Annotated in this window: 15 protein-coding genes; 6 read left to right on the forward strand and 9 right to left on the reverse strand. The window is 63.6% G+C overall.

The window, feature by feature from the left end; translation table 11 throughout:
- Positions 1-102 precede the first annotated feature (102 nt).
- Entirely contained in the window at positions 103-1,350 is a 1,248-nt protein-coding gene (locus tag IEV62_RS13925; protein WP_188448503.1) for a metal-dependent hydrolase family protein, read from the reverse strand.
- Positions 1,351-1,406: 56 nt separating this feature from the next.
- On the opposite strand from IEV62_RS13925, the gene IEV62_RS13930 reads away from it, so the two are divergent.
- Positions 1,407-3,593, forward strand: a complete 2,187-nt coding sequence (locus IEV62_RS13930) for a penicillin acylase family protein (RefSeq protein WP_188448505.1) — start codon at positions 1,407-1,409, stop codon at positions 3,591-3,593.
- A complete protein-coding gene (locus IEV62_RS13935; RefSeq protein WP_188448507.1) occupies positions 3,590-3,886 on the forward strand; it encodes a DUF6916 family protein in 297 nt (98 codons plus the stop codon). The genes IEV62_RS13930 and IEV62_RS13935 overlap by 4 nt, the downstream gene beginning before the upstream one ends.
- Before the next feature lie 72 nt (positions 3,887-3,958).
- On the opposite strand, the gene IEV62_RS13940 is transcribed toward IEV62_RS13935, so the two are convergent.
- Genes IEV62_RS13940 through IEV62_RS13950 form a run of 3 tightly spaced genes read right to left on the reverse strand, consistent with a single transcriptional unit; the run spans position 3,959 to position 5,603 of the window.
- Positions 3,959-4,498, reverse strand: coding sequence for a phage tail protein (locus IEV62_RS13940; protein ID WP_188448509.1), 540 nt, complete (start codon positions 4,496-4,498; stop codon positions 3,959-3,961).
- Positions 4,499-4,514: 16 nt separating this feature from the next.
- Positions 4,515-5,054, reverse strand: a complete 540-nt coding sequence (locus tag IEV62_RS13945) for a phage tail protein (protein WP_188448519.1) — start codon at positions 5,052-5,054, stop codon at positions 4,515-4,517.
- 36 nt (positions 5,055-5,090) lie between these two features.
- Positions 5,091-5,603, reverse strand: coding sequence for a phage tail protein (locus tag IEV62_RS13950; protein WP_188448521.1), 513 nt, complete (start codon positions 5,601-5,603; stop codon positions 5,091-5,093).
- 700 nt (positions 5,604-6,303) lie between these two features.
- Between IEV62_RS13950 and IEV62_RS13955 the strand changes: the two genes are divergently transcribed.
- The gene (locus IEV62_RS13955) at positions 6,304-6,849 is read left to right on the forward strand and encodes a YkgJ family cysteine cluster protein (protein ID WP_188448523.1); all 546 of its coding nucleotides are present in this window, start codon (positions 6,304-6,306) and stop codon (positions 6,847-6,849) included.
- A 285-nt stretch (positions 6,850-7,134) separates the two neighbouring features.
- The gene (locus IEV62_RS13960) at positions 7,135-7,353 is read left to right on the forward strand and encodes a hypothetical protein (RefSeq protein ID WP_188448524.1); all 219 of its coding nucleotides are present in this window, start codon (positions 7,135-7,137) and stop codon (positions 7,351-7,353) included.
- 31 nt (positions 7,354-7,384) lie between these two features.
- Here IEV62_RS13960 and IEV62_RS13965 read toward each other — a convergent pair whose 3' ends face one another.
- From IEV62_RS13965 to IEV62_RS13985, 5 genes are all read right to left on the reverse strand, one after another.
- Positions 7,385-9,307: an asparagine synthase-related protein gene (locus IEV62_RS13965; RefSeq protein ID WP_188448526.1), complete on the reverse strand. Its 1,923-nt coding sequence runs from the start codon at positions 9,305-9,307 to the stop codon at positions 7,385-7,387.
- A gap of 9 nt (positions 9,308-9,316) precedes the next feature.
- Entirely contained in the window at positions 9,317-9,577 is a 261-nt protein-coding gene (locus IEV62_RS13970) for a PqqD family protein (protein ID WP_188448528.1), read from the reverse strand.
- On the reverse strand, positions 9,555-10,481 hold the full coding sequence (locus tag IEV62_RS13975; protein WP_188448530.1) for a sulfotransferase domain-containing protein: 927 nt from the start codon (positions 10,479-10,481) through the stop codon (positions 9,555-9,557). Before IEV62_RS13975 ends, IEV62_RS13970 begins: the two co-directional genes overlap by 23 nt.
- On the reverse strand, positions 10,478-11,404 hold the full coding sequence (locus IEV62_RS13980) for an HPr kinase/phosphorylase (protein ID WP_188448532.1): 927 nt from the start codon (positions 11,402-11,404) through the stop codon (positions 10,478-10,480). The genes IEV62_RS13975 and IEV62_RS13980 overlap by 4 nt, the downstream gene beginning before the upstream one ends.
- Before the next feature lie 77 nt (positions 11,405-11,481).
- Positions 11,482-12,777 (reverse strand): dicarboxylate/amino acid:cation symporter, encoded by a 1,296-nt coding sequence (locus tag IEV62_RS13985; RefSeq protein ID WP_188448533.1) that lies wholly within the window; start codon positions 12,775-12,777, stop codon positions 11,482-11,484.
- 135 nt (positions 12,778-12,912) lie between these two features.
- On the opposite strand from IEV62_RS13985, the gene IEV62_RS13990 reads away from it, so the two are divergent.
- Both IEV62_RS13990 and katG read left to right on the forward strand, forming a co-directional pair.
- Positions 12,913-16,200, forward strand: coding sequence for an amidohydrolase family protein (locus IEV62_RS13990; RefSeq protein WP_188448535.1), 3,288 nt, complete (start codon positions 12,913-12,915; stop codon positions 16,198-16,200).
- A 123-nt stretch (positions 16,201-16,323) separates the two neighbouring features.
- On the forward strand, positions 16,324-18,513 hold the full coding sequence (gene katG, locus IEV62_RS13995; RefSeq protein WP_188448537.1) for a catalase/peroxidase HPI: 2,190 nt from the start codon (positions 16,324-16,326) through the stop codon (positions 18,511-18,513).
- Positions 18,514-18,578: the final 65 nt, after the last annotated feature.

Consider the following 18,578-nt stretch of genomic DNA (forward strand, 5'->3'; position numbering starts at 1 on the left):
ACCTGGAAACGCATCGGCACCTTGCTCGACGCTTTCCCGCCTCAGGAATGCGCCAACTATCTCAGAAACTCCGGCTACGCTTCAACATAAATGGATCAGACTCTAACGCCCAACCACCACCCCGCCCTTCATCACCCAGCCAACCCGCCGCACCGCCGCGATATCGCGCGTCGGGTCGCCCGGCACCGCGATCAGGTCCGCCAGCAACCCCACCTTCACTCCCCCGCGATCGGCGAGGTGGAAGTAGCGCGCATTGCCCGAGGTCGCCGCGATCAGCACGTGCGCTACCGGCATCCCCGCCGCCGCCATCAATTCCATTTCGCGGGCATTTTCGCCATGCGCGAAGACGCCGACATCGCCGCCCATACAGATTGGCACGCCGAGCGACCGGGCGAGCACAAACGACGCGCGGTTTTCGGCGACGGCGGGCGGCACCGGATCGCCGCCGCTCCAGCCGCGATAGCGCGAGACAGCGTCGGACGCGGCCAGCGTCGGGCACAAGGCGATCCCCTTCGCCGCCATGCTGCGAAAGATCTCGGGCGTGCCGCCATAGCCATGCTCGATCGTATCGGCTCCGGCGGCGATCGCGCGGCGCATCCCTTCGGGCGTGGAAGTATGGACCGCGACGGTCCGTCCGGCATCGTGCGCGGCCTCGACCGCGGCCTTCATTTCGGCGGCGGAAAAGGTCGGGCGGCTCGGCTCGCCCGGGCCCCAGCGATAATCGCCATAGAGTTTGACGACATCCGCGCCCGCCGCGATCTGGCTGCGCACGACGCGGACGAGACCATCGACGCCGCTCGCCTCTTCGGCGCCTTGCGGGATGTCCACGCCGGGTTCGAAGCCCTTGGGGCCATACGCCCCCTTGGCCACGATCGCGCGCGTTGCGACGATCAGGCGCGGGCCGGGTACGATCCCTTGTGCGATCGCCTGGCGCAGCCCGACATCGGCATAGCCCGCGCCTTCGGTGCCGAGATCGCGCTCGGTGGTAAAACCAGCGAGTAGCGTGACGCGCGCATGCGCCACCGCGCGCGCGGTGCGCAGCGCAAGTGGTTCGTGCAGCACCTGATCGTCCCAGCTCGTCTCGTTATAGGGGTGGAGGAAGAGATGCCCGTGTCCCTCGATCATCCCCGGCATCAGCGTCTGGCCAGGGAGATCGATTGTCTCGGCATCGGCGGGTGCGGTGAGCGCCGGGCCGACGGCGACGATCTTGTCGCCCGTCACCAAGACTTGCCAGCCGGGATGCGGCGCGGGATCGACGCCGTCGAACACCGCCGCCGGGCGCAGCAGGATGGAATGCGGCGCGGGTGCGGCCCCGATGACCAACCAGGCAAATCCGAGCAACCATTTCATCGTTTCGTCTCCGCAAGCGATTGTGGCGCGCAGCATTGCCCGATAGCTTCGCTGCCATGGATAGACTCCCCCGCACCGCGCGCAACCTGCTTGCCGCCACCGCCCTGTTCGCGATCGCGGCAGCCCCCGCCCCGCCAGAGGCGACGCACGTCACGATCACGCGCGATACCTGGGGCATCGCGCATGTCGTCGGGAAGACCGATGCCGATGCGGTGTTCGGCGCGATCTATGCGCAGGCCGAGGACGACTTTAATCGGATCGAGGCGAATTACCTGACATCGCTTGGGCGGACTGCAGAGGCAGAGGGGGAAAGCGCGATCTGGGCCGATCTGCGCCAGCGGATTTATGTTGATCCGGTCGATCTTCAGGCGAAGTATCGCCAAAGCGCGCCGTGGCTGCAAAAGCTGATGACGGCGTGGGCGGACGGGCTGAACTATTATCTCGCGACGCACCCTGACGTGCGCCCCAAAGTGCTGACGCATTTCGAGCCGTGGATGGCGCTGTCCTTCACCGAAGGCAGCATCGGTGGCGATATTGAGCGGATTTCGCTGAACGACCTCGCCGCCTTCTACGGCAAGACCAGCGTTGCGGTCGCCGCGGAGGATGCTGGTCCGGTACCGCGCGAGCCGCGTGGCTCCAACGGCATCGCAATTGCGCCCAAGAACACGGTGAACGGCCACGCGTTGCTGCTGATCAACCCGCACACCAGTTTCTATTTCCGTTCCGAATTGCAGATGACCAGCGGCGAAGGGTTGAACGCTTATGGTGCCTCCACCTGGGGGCAATTCTTCATCTATCAGGGCTTCAACGAGAAAGCCGGGTGGATGCACACTTCCTCCGGTGTCGATAATGTCGATGAATTTGCCGAGGATGTCGTGCGCGGCGGGGCGGGCGTTTCGTACCGCTATGGCAAGGCGATCCGGCGGATGCGGTCGGCGACGGTCGCGCTCGCCTATCGCAAGCCTGATAGCACAATTGGCACGCGCAGCTTCACAACTTACGCCTCGCACCACGGCCCGATCATCGCCGAGCGCGGCGGCAAGTGGATCGCGCAAGGCCTGATGTGGAAGCCGATCCCCGCGCTCGAACAAAGCTGGCTGCGCACCAAGGCGACCGATCTGGCGAGCTACATGAAGGTCGCCGAGCGCAAGGCGAATTCCTCCAACGACACGCTGTTCGCCGATGCCAAGGGTGAGATCGCCTATCTCCACCCGCAATTCGTGCCGGTCCGCGACGTGCGCTTCGATTATGCGAAGCCGGTCGATGGCGCCGATCCGGCGACCGACTGGAAGGGGCTGCACAGCGTGGCGAGCCTGCCTAATGCGATCAACCCGCGCGTCGGCTATGCGTTCAACACCAACAATTGGCCGTGGACGGCGGCGGGGCCGGACAGCCCCAAGGCGACGGACTATCCGCGCTACATGGATACGTTCGGCGAAAATCCGCGCGGCGTGCATGCCAAGCTATTGCTGACCGGGCGACACGATTTCACGCCCGAGCGGCTGATCGCGGCGGCCTATGACAGCTATCTCCCTGCTTTTGCCGAGCTGATCCCGCCGCTGATCACCGCCTATGACGCGCTCCCCGCCGACGACCCGCGCCGTGCGAAGCTCGCCGGGCCAATCGCGACCCTACGCGGCTGGAACTATCGCTGGGGCGCGGATTCGGTCGCGACGACGCTCGCCGTGCTATGGGGCGGCAAGATGTGGCGCGAGGTCGGCAGCTTCATTCAGGCCGAGCAGATCAACGTGCCGCACTATATCGCGACGCGCGTGCCCGACAGCCGCAAGCTCGATGCGCTGGGCGAAGCGGCGGACCAATTGACGCGCGATTTGGGCGACTGGAAGATCGGCTGGGGGCAAATCAACCGCTTCCAGCGCTTGAACGATTCGATCGAGGCCAAGTTCGACGATGCCCGCCCGAGCATTCCGGTCCCATTCACCTCGGCGCAATGGGGCAGCCTCGCCTCGTTCGGTACGCGGCCCTATGCCAATACGAAGAAGCTCTACGGATCGAGCGGCAACAGCTTCGTCGCGGTGGTCGAGTTCGGCCCGAAACTGCATGCGTGGGCGGTGACTGCGGGCGGTGAGAGCGGGGATCCGGCCTCGCCGCATTTCGCCGATCAAGCGACGCGCTATGCGGCCGGCGCGCTGCGGCCGGTCTATTTCTATCCCGCCGATCTGGCAGCGCATGTCGAACGGCGCTATCGCCCCGGTGACACGATGACGGAGGCGAAACGATGAGTCTGGCGGGTTTGGTGCGGGAAGATTTTGCCGTGCACCTCGGCAGTGTTTTTACGTTGCTCGGCGAGGAGGGCACGACGATGCCGCTGACGCTGGTCGAAGCCGAGCCGGCGCGCGGCGGCGGTTTCGCGGGGCGGGCGCCGTTCGCCTTGCTGTTCCGCAGCGACGTCCAGCACGTCGTGCCGCAGGGGCTGTACCGGCTCGAGCATCCGGTGATGGGTCTGCTCGAAATCGGCTTCGGCCCGGTCGCACAAACGGAAGCCGGGATCGAGTATGAGGCAGTGTTCAACTGAACCGCCAACCGGCACCACCGCCCTCCGAAGGAGGCGGTGGTGCGCGGGTCCGCGCTTACGATGCCGACCTGCTCAGTTGCGGGCCGGGAAAATACCTTCGAGTGCGATGCAATACAGCATGGCAAGGCGCGGCTGCGCATTGGAATGCGGCTGGTTGCCGCCGGTCGCGGTGATCGCAACCGGTGAGAACGCGACCGGCGGGGTTGCGTCCGGCGCATAAGCGAGCTGCGGATTGCTGTTCGACAAGAGCGCGGTCGGCGATGGCGCGGCGACAGCCTGCGCACCGGGGGCAGCATTTGGCGTGCCACCCTGCAAGATATGCGTGTGCGTCGGCAATTGCGGCGAGGTCAGCGTAACCGTATCGGTCCCCTGAATCTGGCCGATCACGGTCGGGGTCAGGCCGGGGGTGGTTCCCCAATGCATTGCGGCATTGCCCTGAAGATTGGGCAAGCCGAAGGTGGTGGTGCCATTCCCGCCATAGGTCGTGCCCAGGATCGAGAAAAGCGCGGAATTTTGCTGGATCGCGATGAGACCGCCATCGCACACCGCCCAGCCACGCGGTGGGTAACTGAAACCGACGATGCGAATTTCGCCAAGGAATGGATCTGCCATGATGTTGCTTCCCGAATTAGTTGCGGCTGGGGAAAATGCCCCCCAGCGCGATGATGAAGGAGACGCAAAGCGACGGCATGTGATTGTCGTGCGGCTGGTTTCCCCCGGCGGTTCCGACCGATGACGGCGACAATGCCACCGTCGTGATCGGCACCGCACCCGGCACGAGGTAGAGCGCCGCTCCGGTGCCGCCCGGTGCCGCAACCAATGCGGTGCCCCCCGGCCCCGTTAGGTTTCCCGCCGCCGTGGTCGCGACCACCATATGATTGTGCGCCGGCATTTGCGCCTGGGTTAACGTGACCGTTTCCGTTCCGCCGACCTGACCGATCTGACGCGGGGTGAGGCCGGGGCCGGCCCCTTCCCCCACGGCAATGCGCGACTGCAGATTGGGCAAGGCGAAGGTCGTGGTGCCATTGCCGCCATAGGTCGTCCCGATCAGTGTGAAGAGCGCTTGATATTGCGCGATGCTCAACAACTGGCCGTTGCAAAACGCCCAGTCGCGCGGCGCAAAATTGCCGCCGAACATTCGGATTTCTCCAATGAAATTTTGTGACATTGTGGATTGCTCCTGAAAATGCGGTCCGCAGGCGGCTCAGTTGCGCGAGGGAAAGAGGCCGCTGTTAGCGATGCAATAGTTGAGCACCAAAAAGGGCTGCATATTGTCATGCGGCTGGTTGCCACCGCCGACGCCGATCGAATTTGGCGACAGCGTGGTAAGCGGGTTGCCGGTTGCGGCCGCGTAGAAATCAGCGGCGGGGGACGTATCGTTGGCGAGCGCATGCCCGGTCGGTGTCTTCACCGTAGCGACGGTCGATGTCCCGGTCAGCGCGTGGGTATGCGCGGGCATGGTGGCGATGGTCAGCGTGACCGTTTCGGTTCCATCGCGCGCGCCTTGTGGTTCCTGGCTGGAGCGATCGATTGGCACGCGACCACGCAGATCGGGCAGCGCGAACGTTGTCGTCCCGTTGCCGCCATACGTCGTGCCGAGCAACGCAAACAACGCACTATTTTGTTGGATCGACAAAAGCTGCCCTGCGCAGAGCAGCCACCCGCGCGGTGGCCATTCCCACGGGAACAGCCTGATTTCACCCAAGAATGGATCCACGTCCTATCCTCCCCGAAGTGCGCCAGTATGGCGCGTGATGCGGCGACTCAACTCAATCACCGTCAAGTACAAAATATCGAATTTCAGGTTTTACACAATGCAAGAATGTACCGCTTTCGCAATGAACCCCGGTTATCGCGACGAACCAATTTCGCATCACTGTGGCCGAGCGCGTGATTGTGGCGGCGGAAAAGTGTGCGGTGCTGACACTAAGATCTGGGAATGCGATGACGACCGAAGCTACCGCACGGTCAAAATACATTACGGACGCGTTGTGAAGCTGGTCGCGTCGCGGCGTGACGTATCCTCAGCGCAATTATGATTGCATTTGCCATTTCGAGAACAAAGCCGGGCTGAGAACAAACAATCGGGTAAAGCCGTTCGACGGTGGGGATGAAATCCCTGTAACGATGAAAAGCTGCTAATCGACTTTCGGAAGCGGCGCGAATTGACCTGGACGACGTAAAATGGGCGCTTGCTGCCCGACCGCTTTTCCTGCCGGTAGCAGCCGTTGCGCTTTTGGGCACGCGCGCGGTGTGGCAGGTACCCCAACGGCGATAGATGTTGGAAAGCGGTCTTGCGGCTTTTGGGTACAGCGGTAAAAGAAGCAGACGTTCAAGTTTGAGAGCGAAGCAGTCGAACGCTATACGCTAAGCGCATTGTTGCTGCATTACTTCGGGACGGGGGATTTGGGGGTGGCATGACCGAGACAGCGCCCCTGCCCGCGCAGAATAAAATGGCACCCGATGCGTCCGACCTCTGTACACAATGCGGCCTATGCTGTGACGGAACTATCTACCCCAAGGCCCGCGCCTTTCCCGACGACCTTACCGGGCTCGCGGAGCACGGTTTGACCGTCTTGGGCCAAGGTGAAGACGAGAAACTGGCCTTTGCGCTGCCGTGTCCGCGTCTCAAAGGCACATGCTGCACAATTTACCAGGAACGTTTCACCGTATGTCGCAGATTCCGATGCGCATTGCTGCAGAGACTCGATGGCGGCGAGATCGATGTCACGGCAGCTCTCGCGACGGTCGCCAAAGCGCGCGCACTGGTCGCGGCGGCCGAACCGGAAGCGCGCACCGTGGCTAGGCGGTTCGAGCAGCGCCGATCGACCAGCGACTGGCGCGATATTGCCGACCCGGAACTGCGAGAGGCCGCCGGGCGACGGAACCTGCTGATCACCGCGCTCGAACACCATCTCAACAAACACTTTCGTCACCAACGTCACGACACCCCAAAGAAATAGCGTCTCGCGGCGGTCCGCAGATGCCCGCGATTGCTGTGTGGCCGCAATTGTCGGTTGCGTGGTCGGTCCCGAACGGCGGGAAGAGAGCGGGAACGGTCAGGTCGCTTGCCCGCCTGGTACCTACCGGTCCGCTTTTAGGCGGACGGGTTCGGCTGTGACGATCCGACCGGCAAGAATTGATGGACTGCGGTCTGGCGGACTTTGGGTACGCCGGCAATAGAAGCAGACCTTCATGGTCGATCGTCGTGATCTCAGCGCTTGGTTGTGGCCGTGGGAAAATGTGTTATGGAACAACAGCAACAGTTGGGGGGTGTGATGGAGACCGAATCGAACGAACAGCAACTGGATGCGCAGCAGCACCGGGCAACCAAGCGCGCATGGTCGGCTCCGCGCGTGATCGAGGCCGAGCTGTTCGATACAAGCCGGCCAAATCCTACCTATACCTCACCAGTCGACAAAGTTACCTTTATTGGCTTCAATGCTAATGTGGGTCCGGGCAGTTAAGCCTAACTGCAAACGCTGTTTGACAAGCGCGCTAGCGATTTCGCGAATCGAGCCAGTCTGTGTAGCGCGCCGCGACAAGCGACAGGATAGAGAAACGACGCGCCTGCTCGCGTGCAGCTTTGGTTCCGGCATCGGGATCGATCGCCCGGTCAAGCAGAGATCGGATCCGGGCAAAATCGAAAAACTCCGCGATCCGGGTCGTTTCCAGTAGGGCGACGGCCTCACGGAGTGACCCGTCGTCCAAACTGAGCGGATCGGCGATCGGGCCATCATTGGCGCGCGGCCGATCCTGAAATTCGCCGGGCAGAACGTCCTGCAGCGCAGCGCACGCCAGATAACGGTTGCGCCCGTCGCGCACGTCGAGATGTCGCGGCACCGCCAGCGCAAATTCGACGACGCGCCGGTCGAAAAAGGGGCGTGTCAACGCAAGGCCGTACGATGCTGCCATTGCTTCGAGTGCAGTTGCGTAGGCCGACTGGCGAAAGAGCGAATCGGTGATCACACGGTGCCGAAGGCGCTCCGATGCTCCGGCGGGAAAACGGTCGGCCCCACGAATGGCACCTGCAGCGATCAGTCGCGCCGTGAAGGATGTCTTCAAAGCCACAAGCGGGCCATTGCCCCGGAACCCACGCCGTGCCGCAATCAAAAAGCCACGGAGCGACCGCGGCAACAGCGGAAACAGCGTTTGTCGCAGCACAATGCTGCGCCAGCGCTCCCCCGTGACGCGCCGGTGTGCGCGCATCTCGTGCAGTAAGTTCGGTATGCGTCCCTGGGCCGCAAGATTCGCAAGCGCCATTTGACCGCGATCGTTGAGGGTATAGTCCCCGCCTTCCCCGTCCATTATCAGGCGTGCGCCCACCGCCTTCAGCACACCGAACGCTTCGGCATCGGCATATGCCGAGGGCGTCACCGGCAAGCCGCCGCTCGCTGCGAAAAACTCCTCAAGCCCGTCGAGCGGGTCTTGATCGCGAAAGTCGATATAATGGACGTCAAGATGCGGCATGTCGCGCTTGCACAGTTCGACCCAGGGTCGCGGATCGTACGGCCATCCCTCCGCGCGCTCGGGCATGGCCGACGTCACAGAGACCAGCTTGCCGCCCTCGGGCAGCGCAGGCCCCGCAAGCGCCGCGATCGATCCGCTATCGAAGCCGCCGCTGAGCGACAGACCCGGTCGATCGACCAGCCGCCGGACGCGGCAGGCGACCGCTTCCTCCAGAATTTTCCGGTAATTCGCAACGTAATAAGCGTCGTCATGGCCGAGATGCGCCGGGTCCGCGTGCGGTTCCCAATAGCGCCTCCCGTCCACAGTGCCGCCCGTACCGATCGCCAGCGTCGTGCCGCCGCCCGCGCTGCGAATGCCGGCGGGCAGCATCCGCCCCTCCATTGCATTGCCCCAGAAATTGACGACTGCGCCGAGCGACACTTCGTCGAGCGCGCGCGGTACGCCGGGGGCTGCCCATAATGCCGTAATGTCGGTGGCAAAGGCAAAGAAACCCTCGCCCAGATGATAGTGCAGCGCGCGCTGCCCCATGTGATCGCGCGCGAGCAGCAGCCGCTTGCGCGCGACATCCCAGACCGCGAACGCGAAATCGCCGATCAGCTTTGCCGCGCAGGAATCGCCCCAGCGGCGATAGGCGTGGAGCACGATTGCACTGTCCGGCATCGTCGCAAGCGTCGCGGGGTCGAGATCGAGCGCCACCGCGATCTCCTCGCGATTGTCGATCCGGCAATCGGCCACCAAGACCAGTCCAGCATCGCGATCGTAAAGCGGTTGCTGATCGAACGCATCCTCGCGCGTTACGCGCATCAGCCCGTGGCCAAGCCCGACCGAACCGTCGAGAAAGGTCGCGGACCCGTCGCCGCAGCGCACCGCCATCGCCGCGCCCATCCGATCGATGTCACGGTCGGCCACGCCTGCACCGTCGAAGCGCAAAATCCCCCAGATTGCGCTCAACGCTTGGGCCTAATTGAGCGTGATGGCGCGAAACTCGGCCAATTTGGTAAGGAAGCTGTCGAGCTCGGCGCGGCACGCGTCGGGCGTGACGTCGAATTCTTCGAGCAACCGCGCCTCCAGCGCGTCGCGCGTCTTCGACTCGTCGAGCAATTCCCAGATGCGCGCGCCGACGTCATTCAGGCCGATATATTTGCCTTCCTCGGCGCTCATCATCACGATTTCGTCGCCCACCTTGGCGGAAATCCAGTCACCCTGCTTGCTGATCGACATGCTCGAAATCCTCCTTGATCGCGGGCGCATAGCCCAGCCGTTCCATCATTGCCGCATGATCCTGCTCGATTCGCTTCACTTGCGCGCGCGTCAATTCATCCCGCCAGCCGCCAGCGACACCGCGCCGGAAGAAGCGGGTCTTGCCGTGTTCCGTTTGAGGTGCTTCGCCGAAGCCGGTGTCGGCTTCCTGGCGCTGCAGTTCGTCGATCGCGGCAAAGGCAAAGGCGCGCTCGATCGTAGCATCGTCGATCGACCATCCGGCGAAACACAGCGCCGCGCGCAGCGTCGGCAGCGGCGCGGCGTGCATCTCTTCATAGCGCACCAGATGGACCGGCACGTCGCGTTGATCGAGCCAACTGGCGGCATAGCCACCCCATCCGAGCAGCCGCTGACGCAATTGGTTGGTGAGCACACGCGGATGCGCACAGAAACAAAAGCTCGGATCGGCCATCATCGCGATCGCCTCGTCGATCGTGAAGTTTTGATAGTTGGCGAGCGACGCCGCGACATCGCGCGGATCGCGCACGAACAGTAGCGCCCCCGCTGCTGCTGCTGCCCCGCCCATGATCGGCTCGCCGTGGCGCGTATGGGTATAGCCGTCATGCGTCTTGACGAAGCGCACGGGATACAGCGTTTCGGGGTCGAACGGACCCTCATAGCTGTCGGCTGCGAGATACCGGTAGAGCGCGGGTCGCAGATCATCGATCTCGTCGAAGGTCAGCAGCCCCGATTCGATCAGCATGTGATTGTCGAAGCGCCCGCGCGAACTCGCGATCGAATCGGTGCTGTCGAGCGCGTTGATCGCGGCGGGCTCGGCGCGCGCCGGATCGAGATTGGAAAGCAACGCGCGAAACCAAGTATTGCCCGATTTGGGGTAGGACGTCAGCCAGACGGTGGGCCTCACCCGCGCGATTCCGCCAGTTCGGCCGCGGGTGTGAGGCCGACTTCGGCCCAATGCGCCTCAAGCTGGGCAATGGTTTCGTCCATCGCACTGAAGCGCAGCGGGCGCGTCAACATGAAGATTCCGGCGACATGTGCGATCGCCGCGCCGACCTGAAAATAGGCTTGCCGCTGCCCCATGCGCCGCACCAGTGTGGGCCGATAGGCATTGGCGACCAGCAGCCGTGACCCATCGACCAGATTGGGGCGACTGATCCCCGCCACACGCGGAGCACGATCCTCGGTCAGCATATAAACCGCGCCGACCGGCATTGGCGCGGTGCTGGCCACGCCCGGCTCGACATAAAATTTCTCCAGACGGTCGCGCATCGCCTCACCCTTGCGGTCCCCAAGCGCTAACGCTTCGATCGACCGCGTCCAGAGTTTAAGGAAGCGGCCGTCGGGGTGGACGATCGGCATCCCGGTGGCATCGAGCGTGATCGCAGCCTGATCATCGGTCACCAGCGTATAGCCACGCGCGCCAAGGGCGGCCGCCATGGTCGATTTGCCCGCGCCCGACGCGCCACAAAACAACACCGCTTTGCCCTTCACCGCAATCGCGCTGGCGTGGAGCACGATATGATTGCGCTGATGCAGCAAGATGCCGAAAACATTGCCCGCCAGAAAAATCGCAATGTCCTGATCGCCAATATCGGCGCTGCGCGAATAGCCAATGCTGTGCCCGGCCTCGAGCAGGAAACGCCCGATCGACGGAATCTCCAGCAGGAACCGGTCGGCACTGCGCTGCCAGTTTGGGCCGGTTACGCTGACATCGTCGAGCGCTTCGGGAACCACGATCGCGCGGATCGTCACGTCGGGGATTGCCACAACGTCGAGCGGAATGAGCCCTGGCAAGCGCAGATCGCTGCGCACCGTGAGGCCGGACACTCTATAGCAATACACCCGGGTAGAGCCCCTTCTCGCCTTGATCGCGTCTCTGCAGATCGACGCGTCGCCTCAAGCGATCACGCGCGCAACGTCCTGTCAAGGCGTGCGATATCGAGCTTGCCCTCCCAGCGCGCGACGACGATCGCTGCGACCGCATTGCCGATGAAATTGGTCAGACTGCGGCACTCGCTCATGAAACGATCGACGCCGAGGATCAGCGCCATCCCGGCAACCGGTACCGAGGGCACGATCGACAGCGTCGCCGCCAGCGTGATGAACCCCGCCCCCGTTACCCCCGCAGCGCCCTTCGAACTCAGCATCGCGACGCTGACCAGCAACAATTGATCCCCGATCGAGAGATGCACGCCGCACGCCTGCGCGATGAACAAGGAGGCCAGCGTCATATAGATGTTGGTGCCGTCGAGATTGAACGAATAGCCCGTCGGCACGACCAGCCCGACGATTCCACGGTCGCACCCCGCCGCCTCCAGCTTGGTCATGAGGTTGGGCAGCGCCGCCTCGGACGAAGATGTGCCGAGCACCAACAACAGTTCGGCCTTGAGATAGACGAGCAGCCGCAGGATCGAGAAACCGTGCAGCCACGCCACCGCTCCGAGGATGACCACCACAAACGCGATCGAGGTGAGATAGAAGGTCAGCACCAGTCCGCCGAGGCTGACCAAGCTCCCCGCGCCATATTTGCCCACGGTGAAGGCAATCGCGCCGAACGCGCCGATCGGGGCCGCGCGCATCAGCAGGCCGACGATGCGGAAGACGATCAGCCCGAGCCGTTCGATCAGATCGCGCACCGGATCCGCCGGTTTGCCGACCAGAGCGAGCGCAATGCCGAACAGGATCGCGACGAACAAGGTTTGCAGGATGGACCCGTCGGTGAGCGCGGACACCATTGTCGTCGGAATGATCGCCATCAGGAAACCGACCACGGTCGTCTCGTGCGCCTGCTGCGCATAATCCGCCACCGCACCGGCATCGAGCGTGGCGGGATCGACATGCATCGCCGCACCGGGCTGCACGACATTGCCGACGATCAAGCCGAGAATCAAAGCGAGCGTCGAGAAGAACAGGAAATAGCCGAACGCCTTTGCCGCGACGCGCCCGACGGTGCGCAATTCGCGCATCCCTGCGATCCCGCTGACCAAGGTCAGGAAGATGACGGGCGCAATCACCATCTTGACCAGCTTGATGAAGCCGTCGCCGAGCGGCTTCAGCGCCGCCCCCGTCTCAGGCCAAAAATGCCCGACCAGCGCGCCGAGCACGATCGCCGTCAGCACCTGCACGTAAAGGTGCGCGTAGAAGGGCGTGGGCTTGCCCGGGATGGGGGTCGCGGCCGTCGGCGCGGGTGGGATCGTCATGGGCCCATCCTAAGCAAGGATCACGGTGACACCACCCCCCGACTTGATCGAGACGTTATGGCGGTTGCAGGAAGCAGATCGCCCGCATATCAAAGGTGTAACAGGATCACCAACGATCCGGGGGCAGGAGTTTCGATGCGCAACGATGTGACGGCGGTAATCGCCGGGCTGATGATGGCCACCCCACTTTCGGCGCAAACCGTCGCTGCCCCCACCAACACACCCGCCAAACCACCCAAATGGAACGTCAACGCGCCCCCCGGCCTGACGACGCGGCAAGTGCCGATCGCGGTGAGCGAAGGCAGCTGGATGAATGTCGATGTGTCGCGCGACGGCACGATGCTGACGTTCGATTTGCTCGGCGACATCTACACCATGCCGATTGCAGGCGGCACGCCGACGCGCATCGCTGAGGGCCTTGCTTACGAACAGCAACCGCGCTTCTCACCCGACGGCAAGCGCATCGCCTTCGTGTCGGATCGCGGCGGCGGCGACAATATCTGGCTGATGAACTTGGACGGCAGCGATAAGCGGCAATTGACCAAGGAGGATTTCCGCTTGCTCAATCAGCCGAGCTGGAGCCCCGACGGCCGCTTCATCGTCGCCAAGAAGCATTTCACCACCGCGCGCTCGCTCGGCACCGGCGAGGTGTGGATGTATCACGTCTCGGGCGGCGGTGGCGTGCAATTGGTCAAGCGCGCGAGCGAGGAATTGCAGAAGGAGTTGGGCGAACCGATCTATGCCGCCGACGGCAAATCCGTGTTCTTCACGCGCAATGTCACGCCCGGCCCGATCTTCGAATATGCGCAGAATTCGTACACCGACCTGTTCGACATCGAACGCTATGACATGGTGACCGGCGAGACGAGTACCGCGGTGTCAGGCGCGGGCGGATCGGTCCGTCCGACGCCCTCGCCCGATGGCAAGCGCATCGCCTTCGTCCGGCGCGAGGCGGGCAAGTCGAAGCTCTACGTCAAGGACCTCGACAGCGGGGTCGAACGCAAGATTTACGATACGCTCGATCAGGACGTGCAAGAGACCTGGGCGGTGACCGGCGTCTATCCCAATATGGCGTGGACGCCCGACGGCGCATCGGTCGTGTTCTGGGCGGGCGGGCATATTCAGCGCGCGAAAGCCGACGGATCGGGGGCGAGCGTCATCCCGTTCGCGATCAACGATACGCGCGTGGTGATCGACGCGATCCACCCGCAGATCGTGGTGGCGCCCGATCGCTTCACAACCAAGATGCCGCGTTGGGCGAGCATGTCGCCGGGTGGGCAAAGCGTGCTGTTCGAGACGCTGGGCAAATTGTGGATCAAGCCCGCTGCCGGCGGTGCGGCGCGGCGGCTGGTCAGCGGTGACGAGGCCGAGATGCAGCTGTGGCCGAGCTGGTCGCGCGACGGGCGTTCGGTGGTGTTCGTCGGCTGGACCGATGCCGGGCTGGCCAAGGTCCGCACCGTTGCGGCGAGCGGCGGCGCGGCTAAGGACGTGACCGCGAAGCCCGGCCATTACAGCAACCCGCGCTTTGCCCCCGATGGCCGCAGCATCGTCTTTGAAAGCGGCCGCGGCGGCGGCTTGACCGCGGCGCGGGGCAGCGAAAATCCCGGCATCTATCGGATCGCCACAACCGGCGGCGGCACCGCCACGCGGATCACCAAGGGCGGCAGCGAACCGCAATTCGGCGCGGATGGCGAGCGGGTGTTTTTCCTCGCTTCTGAAAAGGGCAAGCGGCAGCTCGTCAGCACCGATCTCAACGGGCAGGCGCGGCGCGTCCATGCCTCGGGTGAATTGGTCAATGATTATCAGATCTCTCCCGATGGCCGCTACGTGGCGCTGCGGCAGAATTACGAAGCGTTCGTGATGCCGCTGCTGCCGGGCACGCAGGATGTCGCGGTCGATATCAAAAAGGGCGCGCTGCCCGTCACCCGCGCGAGCGGCGACGGCGCGGCGTTCATCGGCTGGTCGCATGATGGTGCGCAATTGCATTGGTCACTCGGGCCAACGTTCTTCACGGTCCAGACCGAGGCCCTGTTCCGCGCTGCCCCTGCGGATGACGATGCGCCCAAGTTCGTCGCGCCGAAAACGGGCATCTCGCTGTCGATGGACGTCGCCGCCGACAAGCCGACCGGCACCATCGCGCTCACTGGCGCACGCATCGTCACCATGGCGAATGCCGAGGGCGGGATCATCGACGACGGCGTCATCGTCATCCGCGGCGACCGCATCGTCGCGATCGGGCCGAAGGCGTCCACCCCGATCCCCGCTGGCGCCAAAACGGTCGATGTTGCGGGCAAGACGATCATTCCGGGGCTGGTCGATGCGCATGCGCACGGACCGCAAGGCGATGACGATCTGATTCCACAACAGAATTGGTCGGCGATGCTCAACCTCGCCATGGGTACGACGACGATCCACGATCCATCGGCCAGCGCGTCCGAGATCTTCGTCGCGGCGGAAATGCAGCGCGCGGGCAAGATCATCGCGCCACGCACCTTCTCGACCGGGGAGATCATCTACGGTGCCAAATCGCCCGATGTCTATGCCGAGATCGATACGCTCGAGGATGCGTTGTCGGACGTGCGGCGGTTGAAGGCGGAGGGTGCGAACAGCGTCAAGAACTACAACCAGCCGCGCCGCGAACAGCGCCAGATGGTCGTCGCCGCCGCCCAGCGCGAGAATATGGAGGTCGTGCCCGAAGGCGGCTCGCTCTTCGCGATGGACATCAGCCTGATCCAGGATGGCAATGCTACGGTCGAGCATAACATTCCGCTCACCACCTTCTATAAGGATGTGGTCGATCTGTGGGCGCAGACCAAGACCAATTACACGCCGACGTTGGTGGTTACCTATGGCGGGCTGGCGGGTGATCCGTATTGGCGGCAGCATACCGATGTGTGGAAACATCCGATTGTCTCGCGCTATGAGCCCCCCGCGCAATTGCTCGCGCAGAATGGCCGCCGCACGATGGCACCCGAGGATGCGTTCGTCGATGACGAGAGCGCGCGCGAGGCGGGCAAGCTCGCTGCGCGCGGCGTGCAAGTGTCGATCGGTGCGCATGGCCAGCAACCCGGATTGGGCGCGCATTGGGAGATGTGGTCGTTCGTCCGCGGCGGCTGGAGCCCGCTCCAGGCTCTGCGCGCCGGCACGATCATGCCCGCAACGTCGCTTGGCTATGCCAAGGATATCGGGTCGCTCGAAGTGGGCAAGCTCGCCGATCTCGTGGTGCTCGATGCCGATCCCACGGTCGACATCCGCAACAGCGACAAGATCCACCGCGTGATGCTGGGCGGGCGACTGTACGATCCGCTGACGATGGACGAAATCGTAACCGGCACGCGCAAAAGTGCGCCGCTCTGGTGGAACGGCAGCGGCATCGGCGCTGGCGCGATGCCAAGCGTCGAAAGCGCGACCGGGGGAGATTAAGCGACACGACCGTGACATTGAAAGGGTCGTTTCGATCAGTCTCAGGAATTTAAGTGATTGGACAGATCAATCACTCCGCTCCATCGTGTGGTATAGAGAATTAAACCAACGATGGAGAGCAGCATGAACGTCGAAGCCAAATGCCCGGTGGGCGCAGGTCGCGTGGATGGTAACGCCGTCTTGTTCGAAATGACCAACCGTTTGTGGTGGCCGAACCAGCTCGATCTGTCTGTCTTGCATCAGAATTCGCCGCAAGCCGACCCGATGGACGCGGACTTCGATTATGCCGCTGAATTCCAGAGCCTCGATCTGGCCGCAGTTAAGGCCGACATTGTCGCGCTGATGACCGAATCGCAGGATTGGTGGCCAGCCGATTATGGCCATTACGGTCCGCTGTTCATCCGCATGGCGTGGCACAGTGCGGGAACGTATCGCATTGGTGACGGTCGCGGCGGTGCGGGCGCCGGTCAACAGCGGTTCGCGCCGCTCAACAGCTGGCCGGACAATGCCAATCTCGACAAGGCGCGGCTGCTGCTGTGGCCAATCAAGCAGAAGTACGGGCGCAAGCTGTCCTGGGCCGATATGATGGTGCTGGCGGGCAATTGCGCAATCGAATCGATGGGCGGCGAAACCGCCGGCTTCGCTGGCGGTCGCGTCGATGTGTGGGAACCTGCGACCGACGTGAATTGGGGTCCGGAGCGCGAATGGCTTGGCGGTGACAAGCGCTACACCGGAGAGCGCGATCTCGCCAACCCGCTCGCCGCGGTCCAGATGGGACTAATCTATGTCAATCCTGAAGGCCCGAACGGCAATCCCGACCCGCTGCTCTCGGCGCGCGATATTCGCGAGACCTTCGCCCGCATGGCGATGAATGACGAGGAGACCGTCGCGCTGATCGCAGGCGGCCATACCTTCGGCAAGACCCACGGCGCGGGTGTGCCCGACGATTATGTCGGCCCCGAACCCGAAGGCGCACCGATCGAGCAGCTCGGCCTCGGTTGGAAGAACAGCCTTGGCAGCGGTAACGGCGTCAATACGATCAGCAGCGGGCTTGAGGGTGCGTGGACGCAAGAGCCGACCAAGTGGACCAATTTGTACTTCAAGAATCTGTTCGAATTCGACTGGGAGCTGACGCACAGCCCGGGCGGGGCGCAGCAATGGACCCCGACCAATCCCGAAGCGCAAGGCACCGTGCCCGACGCGCATGATCCGTCCAAGCGCCACGCGCCGATGATGCTCACCACCGATCTCGCACTGCGGTTCGACCCGGCCTATGAGAAGATTTCGCGCCACTTCTACGAAAATCCGCAGGCGCTGGCCAAGGCCTTTGCCGAGGCGTGGTACAAATTGACGCACCGCGACATGGGGCCGCACACGCGGCTGCTGGGGCCAGAAGTCCCGGCAGAGCCACGCTTGTGGCAGGATCCGGTTCCGGCGGTCGATCATCCGTTGATCGACGCGGCCGACATTGCCGCGCTAAAGACAAAGATCCTCGACTCCGGTCTGTCGATCGGTCGGCTGGTGGCGACGGCCTGGGCCTCGGCCTCGACCTATCGCGGCACCGACATGCGCGGCGGTGCCAATGGCGCGCGGATCCGGCTCGCCCCGCAAAAGGATTGGGCAGTCAACGAACCCGCCGAACTGGCGACGACGCTCGCCAAGCTCGACGAGATCCGTGGCGGTTTCGGCAAGCCGGTGTCGGTCGCCGACATGATCGTGCTTGGCGGTTGTGCGGCGGTCGAGGCCGCAGCGAAGGCAGCCGGGCATGACGTCACCGTGCCGTTCACGCCGGGCCGCACCGATGCCACGCAAGAGCAGACCGACGCAAACTCGTTCGCGCCGCTCGAACCCAAGGTCGATGGCTTTCGCAACTTTGCGGGCGGCGATCAAGCATGGTCGGCGGAAGAACTGCTGGTCGATCGGGCGCATCTGATGACGCTCACCGCGCCGGAAATGACGGTCCTGGTCGGGGGCTTGCGCGTACTTGGTGCCAACGTCGGTGGATCAACCCACGGCGTCTTCACCGATCGTCCGGGCACGCTGACCAACGACTTCTTCGCAAACCTGCTCAAGAGCAGCATCACGATGAAGTGGGAGCCATCGGACGCAGAAGACCTCTTCACAGCACACGACCGCAAGACCGGTGCGCAGGCGTGGACGGCGACGCGCGTCGACCTGATTTTCGGTTCGAACTCGCAACTCCGCGCGCTGGCCGAAGCCTATGCAACCGACGATGCGCAGGGCGCGTTCGTCAGCGCCTTCATCGCGGCCTGGACCAAGGTGATGAACGCCGACCGGTTCGATCTCGTCTGATCGCGTAGTCGATCGACACAAAAAATGGGCGCTTGCCACTGGCAAGCGCCCATTTTCTTTTGTGC

This window comes from Sphingomonas psychrolutea (genome assembly GCF_014636175.1).
GTDB lineage: Bacteria > Pseudomonadota > Alphaproteobacteria > Sphingomonadales > Sphingomonadaceae > Sphingomonas > Sphingomonas psychrolutea.

Coding starts and splice junctions, on each gene's coding strand:
- katG (WP_188448537.1), top strand. CDS start 16,324: ATGAACGTCGAAGCCAAATGCCCGGTGGGCGCAGGTCGCGTGGATGGT.
- IEV62_RS13945 (WP_188448519.1), bottom strand. CDS start 5,054: ATGTCACAAAATTTCATTGGAGAAATCCGAATGTTCGGCGGCAATTTT.
- IEV62_RS13990 (WP_188448535.1), top strand. CDS start 12,913: ATGCGCAACGATGTGACGGCGGTAATCGCCGGGCTGATGATGGCCACC.
- IEV62_RS13960 (WP_188448524.1), top strand. CDS start 7,135: ATGGAACAACAGCAACAGTTGGGGGGTGTGATGGAGACCGAATCGAAC.
- IEV62_RS13970 (WP_188448528.1), bottom strand. CDS start 9,577: ATGTCGATCAGCAAGCAGGGTGACTGGATTTCCGCCAAGGTGGGCGAC.
- IEV62_RS13940 (WP_188448509.1), bottom strand. CDS start 4,498: ATGGCAGATCCATTCCTTGGCGAAATTCGCATCGTCGGTTTCAGTTAC.
- IEV62_RS13935 (WP_188448507.1), top strand. CDS start 3,590: ATGAGTCTGGCGGGTTTGGTGCGGGAAGATTTTGCCGTGCACCTCGGC.
- IEV62_RS13955 (WP_188448523.1), top strand. CDS start 6,304: ATGACCGAGACAGCGCCCCTGCCCGCGCAGAATAAAATGGCACCCGAT.
- IEV62_RS13925 (WP_188448503.1), bottom strand. CDS start 1,350: ATGAAATGGTTGCTCGGATTTGCCTGGTTGGTCATCGGGGCCGCACCC.
- IEV62_RS13930 (WP_188448505.1), top strand. CDS start 1,407: ATGGATAGACTCCCCCGCACCGCGCGCAACCTGCTTGCCGCCACCGCC.
- IEV62_RS13985 (WP_188448533.1), bottom strand. CDS start 12,777: ATGACGATCCCACCCGCGCCGACGGCCGCGACCCCCATCCCGGGCAAG.